The following is an 11009-nucleotide window of genomic DNA, read 5'->3' as shown; positions in this document are numbered from 1 at the left end:
TGGCTGATGCATTTGACATCGTGATCGTCGCCAGCGCGTTCGGTGTGAACGCCGTGCGCGCCGACGGCCATCTGAAATGGGCGCAGGCGGCAAAGCGGGCCGGCGCGGCGGGTTTCGAAGTGCGCCGCGAGCTGTTTGCGAGCGACGCGGACGCGGACCCGCAACGGCTGCGCGTGCTCGGCGCTGCAATCGCCGATCTCGGGCTGTGGCCGGTGTTCTCGACCCCGGCATCGTTGTACGCGGCTAACGGCCAGCTCGATACCGGCGCGCTGCGTCTGGCGCTCGACGAAGCGGTCGCGCTCGGCGCGCGCTTCGTCAAGCTGCAACTCGGCGGCTTCGCGGGCGAGGCTCACGGCGCGGCGATCGTCGCGCACGTGGCGAGCGGCTCTGGCACCACGGACGGCGCGCAGCCACGGCTCGTCGTCGAAAATGGGCAACTGGCGCAGGGCGGCTCGCCCGCGCAGTTCGTCGGGCTGTTCGACGCGCTCGCGCGTGAAGGCCACGCGGGCGCGCTCGGTATGACTTTCGATACCGGCAACTGGGCGTGGCTCGACGTCGCGCCGCTCCAGATCGCGCCGCAGCTTGCGCGATACGTCGAATACATCCATTGCAAGACCACCACGGGCGAAGGCGCGCGGCGCTTCGCGATTGCGCCGGCCGACGATGACGCGACATTCCGCGCGGTCCTCGACCAGCTGCCGCGCGATGTGCCGCGCGGCATCGAGTTTCCGTTTGACCCGAGCCGGATCGACGCAGATGCCGCGCACTATGTGAGCTGGCTCGCGCGGGTTTAGACCCACGGGCGCGGCAAGCAAGGCAGCAACCGAAGCAGCAAACAACGCAACGCAACGCAACATGAATCATCGGCATCAGAAGCACCACCAGGAGCCCAGCATGACCCAGCCGTACCCAGCCCTCGACGTGATCACCTACGGCGAAGCGATGGCGATGTTCGTCGCCGCCGAAACCGGCCCGCTCGCGGGCGTCGGGCACTTCACGAAGCGCATCGCCGGCGCGGATCTGAACGTCGCGATCGGCTTGTCCCGACTCGGCTTCAGGGTGGGCTGGATGAGCCGCGTCGGCGACGATTCGTTCGGCCAGTACGTGCGCGACACGCTGACGAAAGAGGGCATCGACCAGCAATGCGTGAGCACCGACGCGCGCTATCCGACCGGCTTCCAGCTGAAGTCGAAGAACGACGACGGCAGCGATCCGGCGGTCGAATACTTCCGCGAAGGCTCGGCGGCGAGCCATCTGTCGCTCGCCGACTACGTCGCCGACTACGTGCTGCCCGCCCGTCATTTGCATCTGACCGGGGTCGCGCCGGCGATCTCGGCGAGTTCGCGCGAACTCGCGTTCCATCTGGCCCGCGAAATGCGTGCGGCAGGCAGGACGATTTCGTTCGACCCGAACCTGCGCCCGACGCTGTGGCCGTCGCGCGCGGCGATGGTCGAAGGCCTGAACGCGCTCGCGGCACTCGCCGACTGGGTGCTGCCCGGCATCGGCGAGGGTGAGATTCTGACCGGCTACACGCAGCCGGAGGACATCGCGCAGTTCTACCTCGAGCGCGGCGCGCGCGGCGTGATCGTCAAGCTCGGCGCGCAGGGCGCGTATTACCGCACCGCGACCGATGCCGCGACGATCGCCGGCCGGCCGGTCGCGAACGTCGTCGATACGGTCGGCGCCGGCGATGGTTTCGCGGTCGGCGTGATCAGCGCGCTGCTCGAAGGCCGCACGCTCGCACAGGCGGTCGCGCGCGGCAACCGGATCGGCGCGCTCGCGATCCAGGTGATCGGCGATTCCGAAGGCTTGCCGAGCCGCGCCGAACTCGACGCGCTGGAACTGGCGGAGGTGCCGGGCATCGCAATCGCGGCCTGACGCGCATCGGACTGCGAGGCATCGACGACCCGCATCGACGACAACAAGAGCGCTCTCAGCGCCCAGATTTTTTCATCATTGATTCGAGGACGACGCCGTCCAGGGAGACTTTCATGACCTCATCACTTGCGATTCGCCGCTGGTGGACGATCATGCCGATCGTGTTCATCACCTACAGCCTCGCGTATCTGGATCGCGCGAATTTCGGCTTCGCGGCGGCGGCCGGCATCAACCAGGATCTCGGCATCAGCAAGGGGCTCGCGTCGCTGATCGGCGCGCTGTTTTTCCTCGGCTATTTCTTCTTCCAGATCCCGGGTGCGATCTACGCCGAGCGCCGCAGCGTGAAGAAGCTCGTGTTCTGGAGCCTCATTCTGTGGGGCGGCTGCGCGGCGTTGACCGGCATGGTCAGCAACATCCCGTCGCTGATGGCGATTCGTTTCGTGCTGGGCGTCGTCGAAGCCGCGGTGATGCCGGCGATGCTGATCTTCATCAGCAACTGGTTCACGAAGAGCGAACGCTCGCGCGCCAACACGTTCCTGATTCTCGGCAATCCGGTCACGGTGCTGTGGATGTCGGTCGTATCGGGCTATCTGGTGCATTCGTTCGGCTGGCGGCAGATGTTCATCGCCGAGGGCGTGCCCGCGATCCTCTGGGCGGTGTGCTGGTGGTTCCTCGTGAAGGACAAGCCCGAGCAGGTGTCCTGGCTCACGCAGCCGGAAAAGGACGCGCTCGCGCAGACGCTGCGCGCCGAGCAGGCCGCGATCAAGCCGGTGCGCAACTACAGCGAGGCGTTTCGCACGCCCGCGGTCATCAAGCTGTGCGCGCAGTATTTCTGCTGGAGCATCGGCGTGTACGGTTTCGTGCTGTGGCTGCCGTCGATCCTGAAGAACGGCTCGTCGATCGGCATGGTCGAGACGGGCTGGCTGTCTGCGCTGCCGTATGCGGTCGCGACGATCGCGATGCTTGCAGCTTCGTGGGCATCGGATAAACTCAACCGCCGCAAGGTGTTCGTGTGGCCGTTCCTGCTGATCGGCGCGATCGCGTTCGCGGCGTCGTACGGACTCGGCTCCGCGCACTTCTGGATCTCGTATGCGCTGCTCGTGATCGCGGGCGCCGCGATGTATGCGCCGTACGGCCCGTTCTTCGCGATCGTGCCGGAGCTGCTGCCCAGGAACGTCGCGGGCGGCGCCATGGCGCTGATCAACAGCATGGGCGCGCTCGGTTCGTTCGTCGGCTCGTACGTGGTCGGCTATCTGAACGGCGCGACCGGCTCGCCCGCGGCATCGTATGCGTTCATGAGCGTGGCGCTCGTCGCCGCGGTGATCCTGACGCTCGCCGTCAAGCCGGCCGCCGCCGAACAACGCGACCCCGCTCGTCCCCCCGTCGCAAGGAAAATTAGCTGATGAACAAGATCGTCGCCTGGAAGTCGCTGCCCGAGGATGTGCTCGGCTATCTGCAACAGCATGCGCAGGTCGTGCAAGTCGATCCGTCACAGCATGATGCTTTCGTCGCCGCGTTGCGCGATGCCGACGGCGGCATCGGCGCGAGCGTGAAGATCGCGCCGGCGATGCTCGAAGGCGCGAGCCGGCTGAAGGCGCTGTCGACGATCTCGGTCGGCTACGACCAGTTTGACGTCGACGACCTCACGCGCCGCGGCATCGTGCTCGCGCACACGCCGGACGTGCTGACCGAATCGACCGCCGATACCGTGTTCTCGCTGATCCTCGCGTCCGCGCGGCGCGTGGTCGAACTGGCCGACTGGGTCAAGGCGGGCCAGTGGCGCACCAGCATCGGGCCCGCGCAGTTCGGGCTCGACGTGCAGGGCAAGACGATCGGCATCGTCGGCCTGGGGCGGATCGGCGGCGCGGTCGCACGACGCGCGGCGCTCGGCTTCAACATGAAGGTGCTGTACACCAACCGCAGCGCGAACCGCCAGGCGGAAGACGCATATGGCGCGCGGCGCGTCGAACTGGGCGAATTGCTCGCGCAGTCCGATTTCGTCTGTCTGCAGGTGCCGCTCACGCCGCAAACGCAGCATCTGATCGGCGCGGCCGAACTGCGGGCGATGAAGAAGAGCGCGATCCTGATCAACGCGTCGCGCGGCGCGACCGTCGACGAACCGGCGCTGATCGACGCATTGAAGAACGGCACGATTCACGGCGCGGGCCTCGACGTGTTCGACACCGAACCGTTGCCGGCCGACTCGCCGTTGCTGTCGATGCCGAACGTGGTCGCGCTGCCGCATATCGGCTCGGCGACGCATGAGACCCGTCATGCAATGGCGCTCAACGCGGCGCAGAACCTGGTCGCCGCGCTCGACGGCACGTTGACGACCAACATCGTCAATCGTGAAGTCCTGGCGAAGTGAATCGCAGGGCGGCGCGCAAGCTGCCGCCCTCGGACCGACACGAACGATCAGCGAATGAGCACGACCCCGCCGGGCACGCCACCCAATCCGTCGTCCGCGCCGACGCGCCGCGCGACCATCACCGATGTCGCGCGGGAAGCCGGCACCGGCAAGACCAGCATCTCGCGCTATCTGAATGGCGAGTTCAGCGCGCTGTCGCCCGAGCTGCGCGCGCGCATCGAAGCCGCGATCGCGCGGCTCGACTACCAGCCGAACCAGATGGCGCGCGGCCTGAAGCGCGGCCGCAACCGGCTGATCGGCATGCTGGTCGCCGACCTGACCAATCCGTACTCCGTCGAAGTGCTGCAAGGCGTCGAGGCCGCGTGCCACGCGCTCGGTTTGATGCCGCTGATCTGCCACGCGGCGAACGAAGTCGAGATGGAGCGCCGTTACCTGCAACTGCTGACCACGTATCGCGTGGAAGGCGTGATCGTCAATGCGTTAGGCGTGCGCGAGGAGACGTTGCGGCCGGTCGGCGAGGGCGGGATTCCGGCGGTGCTGGTCGATCGGCGCGTGGAGGGGCTGGTCGCCGACATGGTCGGTCTCGACAATGGCGCGGCCGCCGAGCTCGGCACGCGGCATCTGCTCGAACGGGGCTTCGAGCATATCTGGTTCGTCGTGCAGCCGTTCGAGCAGGTCAGCTCGCGGCGGCTGCGCGTCGACGCGTTCGATCGCGCGATGCGCGACGAGGGCCGCGCGCGCGGTCATACGCTGGTGCTCGATCTCGCCGATGAAACTGCGGTCGAGCGCGGCCTTGCGCAGCTGGATCGTGCGATCGACTCGCCGGGCGAGGCCGGCACCGCTCCACGCGTCGCGCTGTTCGCGGCCAACGCGCCGGTCGCGTTGCGCCTCGCGCTGCACCTGAACGCGCGTTACGGCGCGCACTGGCAGAGCCGCGTCGCGCTGCTTTCGATCGACGATCCGGACTGGGCCGAGCTCGCCGGCATCACGACGATCCGTCAGCCGACCTATGACATCGGTTATCGCGCGGTCGAATTCCTGCACGAGCGCATCGAAGGCGCGCAGACGGGCGCGCGCGACTGCCTGCTGCCCGGCGAGCTGATCGTGCGTGCATCGACCGCGCGCTGATTTCCGGTCAATCTGCGATCATTCGGGGCTGCGGCGCGCAGCGGTTGCGCGCCGGGGATTGCAAGGAACCCCGCAAGGATACTCATGGTCGTGTCACCGCTTACCCTCGCGAGCCTCGCGCTCGCTACGCTCGTCATCGCCGCTTTACCTTTTCTGCTTTACCGGCAGTTGCGCCGTCCGCTCGCGCTCAGGCCGCGCGACGCGATCGCCGGCGTCGCGGTGTTCGCGCTGTTCGCGATGGTGATCGAGCGTGCGCTGAACGACTATCTGCTGCGCGGCAACGCGGCGACGGCGGCGTTCCTTTCGCAGCCGCTCGCGTTCGTCGTCTATGGTGCGCTGGTGGCGGGCGTTTGCGAGGAAGTGGGGCGGTTCTTCGGTATGCGGCTTCTGATGAAGCGCGCGGCGGCGCGGCCGCCAGTGCGAAAAAAGTCGATCGTGGAAGCGCCCACCGGCGTCGCTGCAAGCGCGGGGGCCAACCCCGCCGCCAGCCCGACCGCCGACACGCGCACCGCCGCGTTGCGCGCCGACGATGGCGCCGCGCTGAGCTACGGCCTCGGCCACGGCGGTGCGGAAGCATGGATGGTCGGCGTGCTCGTGCAGTTCCAGTGGCTCGTGTTCGCGGTGCTCGAAAACCGCGGACGGCTCGGCGATTACCTCGGCAATCTGCCGGCCGAAGCCGTGATGCGCGTGCATCTGATTCTCGCGAGCCTGACGCCGCAACTGGCCGGCATTTTCGCGCTCGAACGGATCGCGGCGCTGGTGTTCCAGATCGGCCTGTCGGTGCTGATGTGGCGCGGCGTGCGGGCCGGCTCGCGCGGCATCCTGCCGCTCGCGATCGTGGTGCACGCGCTGATCGACGCGCCTGCCGCGATGACGCAGGCGCGACTGCTGCCGCTCGCGGCGGTCGATACGATCTATGCGGTGGCGGCGGTGTGCGTCGCGGGACTGTTGATACGCAGTTACCGGCGGCCGGCGGCGTAAGCGGATGAACCTGGACCGCAGGCGCCTCGCTATCCCTTCAGCGTTTCTCTAAAATGCGCCTACGTTTCAGGACCTTCTTTTCCCGGCAGCCTTCATGGAAGCTTACCAATACGACTGCGCGCATCCGGAGTTCGACGAGCTCGCGCGCGTCATCAGCGATCTGTTTCCCGAGCAGACGCAGTTCATCGAGCGTGCCGCCGACAATGGCACGCCCACACTGACGATTCACTGGGTAGCGATGCGCTTCGGTTCGACCGCGCGCCGGATCGAGATGACGGTCGCGATCGCGCCCGCGGCGCTCGCGCGTTATCGCGCGATGCCGGCGCGGCTGCGTGGCCGCAGCTTCGCGGTATTGCGCGCGTACGTCGAAGCGAGCCTGGGCTCGCTCGAAGAGATGTACGCGAACGGCGAGGCGGTGCCGCGCGAAGTCACGGTCGAGCTCGGCGACGAGTTCGCATGAAGCGCGGATGAATCTGCTTCAATCCGCGAGCCGATAGACCTTCGCGAAACGCGCGGCCTGCACGACGCCATAGTCGCCGGGAGCGTACTGCATCACCCAGTCGCCGGCCGCGCCGTGCAGCACGTCGCCGCCGCTCGCCGAGCGCGCGAGCGAGAAGGACTCGTCCATCCGGCGGGCAAGCACGACTGCCGGGCGGTTGCGATAGGCGCCGGCTTCGCCGTGCGCGAGCGCCGGGTCGGCGGGCAGGTATTTCGCGTCGAAGCGCTCGCGCGACACGACCCAGCGGTCGCCGGTCGAGCCGGTGATCAGCGCATCGCCGCGCACATAGCGGTTCGGGCCTTCGAGGCTCATCAACTGGCCAACGGCCGCGGCGAATTCGACGCTTACCGTTTCGTCCTTGACGACGCGTTGGGCGTGCGGATCGTCACGCAGATCGAGATTCCTGAGTTCGGTCATGAAGCGGGTGGGAGATTAGGGGAGGGGCGTTGCGGCGAGACTCGCCGCTTTGCGCACCCGAATGATGCCAGATGCCCGCAGCGGGGCAACCCCCGCCGCGGGCGATCTTGCATTACGGCTTGACGGTCGCGTCGCTCGCGGCTTCGGCCGCGGGCTTGCCGCTCTTGCTCTTGCCATGGCCGCGATGATGACCCTCGGGGCCGCCATGGTGGAACGTCGCATCGGCGAGCTTCTTCTGCTCCGGCGACAGGCTGCTATACAGCGGCTCGAACGCATCGACGAGCTTCTTCATGCCGTCCGCATGCGCCTGCGCAATCGTTGCGTACTGTTTCATGTCGTCGAGCGCGCTCACGTTGGTGGCGGCTTTGCGCTGCTCGAACAGCTGGCCCATCGTTTCGCCGTTGCTGCGCATCACGTCGGCGAACGCCTTCCATTGCGTTTCCTGCGCGGGCGTGATCTTAAGTTGCGAATGCAGATAAGCGATACGGTCTTCGACGTTGCGTTCGTGGCCGGCCTTGGCTGCCGAAGCCGTTGCCGTTGTGTCCGGTGCCGAGGCAGGCGCGGCGGCGGTTTGAGCGAACGCGCCGCCCATCGAAACGGCCGTAGCCAGCATAACCAGTGCTTTTTTCATCGAAACTCCTGATGTCTGTTCGTATTGAGACTCGGCGCGCGGCGTGCGTATCGCCTCGCGCCAGCGACGAATAGCGGCGCATTGCAACCGGCCGGCGCATTCGCCCGTCGCCGCTATTAGTAACACGATATCCCTACAATACGGCTCCTGTGCGACAAACGCTTACAACCGAAACGAAAGCGAAACGGCTCGCGCCTGAGCGGCAATCACCGATGCCGGGCACACTGTGCGGCGACCGCACTCTCCGTGACACAGCGCCGCTGCCCGTGCAGACGCGCGATAATCCGCGACATTCCATACCAACTTCCCGCCCCTTCGATGAGACCTCCGCGCCTCGACCAGCTCGACGACCTCGACCGTAATCTCGTTGCACTGCTGCAAGCCAACGCGCGCGAGAGCGTCGCGAATCTCGCGCGACAGCTCGGCGTCGCGCGCACGACCGTGATCGCGCGCATTGCGCGGCTCGAGCGCAGCAACGTGATCGCCGGCTACAGCGTGCGGCTGGGCCAGGACGTGCTCGATTCGAGCATCGTCGCTTATGTCGGCATCATCATCGCGCCGAAGCACGGGCCGGCCGTGCAGAAGCGCCTCGGCAAGATGCCTGAGGTGCAGCTGCTGTGCGCGGTCAGCGGCGAGTTCGACTACGTGGCATGGCTGCGTGCCGATTCGCCCGAGCGGCTCAACGATCTGCTCGATCAGATCGGCGGGCTCGAAGGTGTTGAGCGGACCACGACGTCGATCATTCTGGCGCGCAAGATCGACCGCGGCACGGTGTGAGTCGGGGCGCGCCGTAAGCTCTTCGCGAATGCTTCGACAGTCCTTCGTTTACGCGCTTTTTGCGCGTTTTCGACGAATCGTTTGATCACTTCGTCGGAACGTCGAACTTGATGGTCATACCGCAGCATTTTGCGCGTATGAACTGTTTTTGCTTCTTCCTACACTGTCATTCAAGGGTTCGGCCCGCAGGCGCCGCGCGCAATACGCGGCGCACTTCCCAAGCTCAGAGACAGCACATGGATAACAAGGAGAAGCAGATGAAAGTAGCTATCGTTGGCGCAGGTCTGATCGGTCACACCATTGCTCATATGCTGCGCGAGACGGGCGACTACGAGGTCGTCGCGTTCGACCGTGACCAGCACGCACTCGACAAGCTCGCCGCCCAGGGCATTCCGACCCGCCGCATCGATTCCGCCGACGCCGCCGTGCTGCGCGCCGCGATTCAGGGCTTCGACGTGCTGATCAACGCGCTGCCGTACTACCTCGCGGTGAACGTCGCATCGGCCGCGAAGGGCGCGGGTGTCCATTACTTCGACCTGACCGAGGACGTGCGCGCGACGCACGCGATCCGCGCGATCGCCGACGATGCCGATCACGCTTTCATGCCGCAGTGCGGCCTCGCGCCGGGCTTCATCGGCATCGCCGCGCACGAGCTCGCGAATCGCTTCACGGAAATCCGCGACGTGAAGATGCGCGTCGGCGCGCTGCCCGAGTTTCCGACCAATGCGCTGAAGTACAACCTGACGTGGAGCGTCGACGGCCTGATCAACGAGTACTGTCAGCCGTGCGAGGCGATCCGCGACGGCCGCACGCAGTGGGTGCAGCCGCTCGAAGGCCTCGAGCATTTCTCGCTCGACGGCACCGAGTACGAAGCGTTCAACACGTCGGGCGGGCTGGGCACGCTGTGCGAGACGCTGGCGGGCCGCGTCGAATCGCTCGACTACAAGTCGGTGCGCTATCCGGGGCATCGCAACCTGATGCAGTTCCTGCTGGAAGACCTGCGTCTGTCGAGCGACCGCGATACGCTGAAGACCATCATGCGCCGCTCGGTGCCGTCGACCGCGCAGGACGTCGTGCTGGTGTTCATCACCGTGAGCGGCATGCGCGACGGTCAGCTCGTGCAGGAGGTGTTTACGCGCAAGATCTTCGCGAAGACGGTCTGCGGCGTGCCGATGAGCGCGATCCAGATCACCACCGCCGGTGCGATGTGCGCGGTGCTCGATCTGTTCCGCGAGCGCAAGCTGCCGCAAAAGGGCTTCGTGCGGCAGGAGCAGGTGTCGCTTGGCGATTTCCTCGCGAACCGCTTCGGCAAGCTGTACGAAGGGCAGTCGCTGGAGGCGATGGCGACGGTTTGAGGTTCGAATCGCTCGGGTCAAGTGAAAATCCCCGTACGTCACCGACGTACGGGGATTTTTTGTTTTTCAGCCGATCAGCGGGCTGTGCTGCGCCGCACTCGCGAGGCGCTCATCCAGCGACGACTTGCGCAACGAGCGCTTGATAGTCCGCCGGACTGGGCGCGGTATTGTCGAACATCAGCAGACCCTCGCGGCTCGCGCCGCTCGGCTCGAAGCGCCGCCGCCGGTAGTCGTCCCAGTGCGCGAGCTTGTACGCATCGTTGGGGTTCGCGCGCGCGACGATCCGCTGCCGCGCCACGTCCTCCGGGGTTAGCACCCACACGACCCGCAACCTCACGTCCGGCGCGACGCCGAGCCACGCATGATCGAACAGCCGCCGCTCGCGCACCTCGCGCGACAGTGGCCCGACGACCAATGCGCTGATCCCGAGTTCGAGATTGTCGCGCGCGGTATCGATGAGGCCGCGATATTCGGGGTCGCGCAGATGCTGCAGGAAAAGAGGGCTGTCGCGATCGTTCGGATCGCCGGTCACCATCGCCATCGCGGCCGCGCTATAGCCGCCGTACAGCGTGTCCTTGTCGAGCAGGCAGAAGGGGGCGCCGCTCGCTTTCATCAGCGGGCCGAACAGCTTCTTCGCCAGCGTCGTCTTGCCCGTGCCCGCATGACCGCAAAAGAAAACCAGAGAAGTCACGCAGGCTTGTCCTCACGCGGCGCGGCGGCCGCATCGGGGCGCGGGTCGCGCGCGAACTTGCCGTTGGTCTCGAGCCACATCACGTTGATGATGCCGAAGCCGAGCGCCACACCCACGCCGAGAATCCAGGTGAAATACCACATCGCAGTCTCCTTGATCGTGCGTCCGGCGACGCGGATCGACAGGCTTGCCAGTTGCCGACGGCGGCCAGCCGTGAGCGCGGCCGCCTTCAACGATCATGAAGAAGAACGCCGCGCCATGCAAGTGGGTGCGGCGCCCGAGTT

The 11009-nt window shown here is 66.4% G+C and carries 13 protein-coding genes; 9 read left to right on the top strand and 4 right to left on the bottom strand.

Features of this window, described 5'->3' with window-relative positions:
* The 7 genes from AB3X89_RS34555 to AB3X89_RS34525 form a co-directional block, all read left to right on the top strand.
* Positions 1–794, top strand: a 794-nt coding sequence (locus tag AB3X89_RS34555; RefSeq protein ID WP_368587259.1) for a sugar phosphate isomerase/epimerase family protein, incomplete at its 5' end; no start/stop codon positions are given.
* 100 nt (positions 795–894) lie between these two features.
* Positions 895–1878 carry a sugar kinase gene (locus AB3X89_RS34550; protein ID WP_368587258.1) on the top strand — a complete coding sequence of 328 codons (984 nt, stop codon included), beginning with the start codon at positions 895–897 and terminating at the stop codon, positions 1876–1878.
* Between the two features lie 113 nt (positions 1879–1991).
* On the top strand, positions 1992–3281 hold the full coding sequence (locus AB3X89_RS34545) for an MFS transporter (protein WP_368587257.1): 1290 nt from the start codon (positions 1992–1994) through the stop codon (positions 3279–3281).
* On the top strand, positions 3281–4246 hold the full coding sequence (locus tag AB3X89_RS34540) for a 2-hydroxyacid dehydrogenase (protein WP_368587256.1): 966 nt from the start codon (positions 3281–3283) through the stop codon (positions 4244–4246). The genes AB3X89_RS34545 and AB3X89_RS34540 overlap by 1 nt, the downstream gene beginning before the upstream one ends.
* Positions 4247–4300: 54 nt before the next feature.
* Positions 4301–5374, top strand: coding sequence for a LacI family DNA-binding transcriptional regulator (locus AB3X89_RS34535; protein ID WP_368587255.1), 1074 nt, complete (start codon positions 4301–4303; stop codon positions 5372–5374).
* A gap of 84 nt (positions 5375–5458) precedes the next feature.
* Entirely contained in the window at positions 5459–6355 is an 897-nt protein-coding gene (locus AB3X89_RS34530) for a YhfC family intramembrane metalloprotease (protein ID WP_368587254.1), read from the top strand.
* 94 nt (positions 6356–6449) lie between these two features.
* Positions 6450–6815, top strand: a complete 366-nt coding sequence (locus tag AB3X89_RS34525; protein WP_018435589.1) for a DUF3022 domain-containing protein — start codon at positions 6450–6452, stop codon at positions 6813–6815.
* 18 nt (positions 6816–6833) lie between these two features.
* Here the strand turns inward: AB3X89_RS34525 and AB3X89_RS34520 are convergent, their stop codons facing one another.
* Complete coding sequence (locus tag AB3X89_RS34520; RefSeq protein ID WP_368587253.1) at positions 6834–7271, bottom strand: PGDYG domain-containing protein; 438 nt, start codon at positions 7269–7271, stop codon at positions 6834–6836.
* 112 nt (positions 7272–7383) lie between these two features.
* Positions 7384–7902 carry a Spy/CpxP family protein refolding chaperone gene (locus AB3X89_RS34515; protein ID WP_368587252.1) on the bottom strand — a complete coding sequence of 173 codons (519 nt, stop codon included), beginning with the start codon at positions 7900–7902 and terminating at the stop codon, positions 7384–7386.
* Between the two features lie 318 nt (positions 7903–8220).
* Here AB3X89_RS34515 and AB3X89_RS34510 point away from each other — a divergent pair, with 318 nt between their 5' ends.
* Together AB3X89_RS34510 and AB3X89_RS34505 are read left to right on the top strand one after the other, a co-directional pair.
* Entirely contained in the window at positions 8221–8679 is a 459-nt protein-coding gene (locus tag AB3X89_RS34510) for an Lrp/AsnC family transcriptional regulator (protein WP_008922942.1), read from the top strand.
* Between the two features lie 257 nt (positions 8680–8936).
* On the top strand, positions 8937–10034 hold the full coding sequence (locus AB3X89_RS34505; protein WP_176108363.1) for a saccharopine dehydrogenase family protein: 1098 nt from the start codon (positions 8937–8939) through the stop codon (positions 10032–10034).
* Positions 10035–10143: 109 nt separating this feature from the next.
* Here the strand turns inward: AB3X89_RS34505 and AB3X89_RS34500 are convergent, their stop codons facing one another.
* Together AB3X89_RS34500 and cydX are read right to left on the bottom strand one after the other, a co-directional pair.
* On the bottom strand, positions 10144–10725 hold the full coding sequence (locus AB3X89_RS34500; protein ID WP_368587251.1) for an AAA family ATPase: 582 nt from the start codon (positions 10723–10725) through the stop codon (positions 10144–10146).
* Positions 10722–10868 carry a cytochrome bd-I oxidase subunit CydX gene (gene cydX / locus AB3X89_RS34495; protein ID WP_026228716.1) on the bottom strand — a complete coding sequence of 49 codons (147 nt, stop codon included), beginning with the start codon at positions 10866–10868 and terminating at the stop codon, positions 10722–10724. Before cydX ends, AB3X89_RS34500 begins: the two co-directional genes overlap by 4 nt.
* Positions 10869–11009 lie beyond the last annotated feature (141 nt).

Source organism: Paraburkholderia sp. BR14320 (assembly GCF_040948665.1).
Classification (GTDB): Bacteria; Pseudomonadota; Gammaproteobacteria; order Burkholderiales; family Burkholderiaceae; genus Paraburkholderia; species Paraburkholderia youngii.
The sequence above is the reverse complement of the archived record's forward strand: the minus strand, read 5'-3'. Positions and strand labels throughout refer to the sequence as shown.